General features: G+C 31.1%; 1 pseudogene. It reads right to left on the bottom strand.

The features are described from left to right. Positions 1 to 909, bottom strand: a pseudogene (locus MBCUR_RS02925) (hypothetical protein); the annotation flags it as partial.

Here is a 909-nt window from a genome sequence, read left to right as displayed (position 1 = left end):
CTGTTCCACTGGAGTTAGTTGTGGCAGAATATTTATTGTTTAGTACTACCTTTTCTTTTGCTAAAGCACTGTTAGGTGTTTGTTTTTTATTATTGATGGCTGTATTTCCTGAGCTTGTTTGCCAAATGGCATTTGCGACATTGTTATTTTTTGTTAGAACTACTTTGACAATAGTAGGACTAGAAGATTTCTCAGTTTCTACAGCATAATAGTATTTCACACCATAAGGTAAAGTAACTACCATAACCACATTCATTTTAATGCCACTAAAGGTAACATTGGTTAAATTCAAAGTTTTATTAGAATATATCGCACTTCCGTACTTTCCACTGGTATTTTTAAAGTTGGAGTTGGTTATTTTGCAAATGGCATTGGAATATATTGTTCCGCCGTTTGAATTGGCTTTGTTGTTGTTGAAAGTGGAATTTATGATTTGTAGATCATTTAAACTGTATAATACTCCTCCACCACCGGTAGCACTGTTTAGGGAAAATAAAGAGGATGAAATAAATAGTTTGCTTTTAGAGTATATTGCTCCACCATTTATAGCACGGTTGTTTGTAAAATTAGAAGTTCCAGAGATATTAGTAACTCCTCCATTAAGATATAAAACTCCTCCATTGGTTTTTGCCGTATTGTTAGAAAATGCAATTGAATTAATATTTAAATTGTTATTAGTATATATACAAGCACCATTAACAGCAGAATTACCTGTGAAAGCTGAGTTAGAGTTTATATTAGTAGTTCCTCCGTTTGTGAAAATAGCTCCACCATTTAAATTGGCATTATTCTTATTAAAACTAGTAGCAATAATATTTAAATCATTTAAACTGTAAATAGCTCCACCATTAGCTGATGCATTATTATTTAAAAATAAAACATTATTAACAAGCAATTTACCATTACTGT

The sequence above is a fragment of the Methanobrevibacter curvatus genome (assembly GCF_001639295.1).
Classification (GTDB): Archaea; Methanobacteriota; Methanobacteria; order Methanobacteriales; family Methanobacteriaceae; genus Methanoflexus; species Methanoflexus curvatus.
The sequence above is the reverse complement of the archived record's forward strand: the minus strand, read 5'-3'. Positions and strand labels throughout refer to the sequence as shown.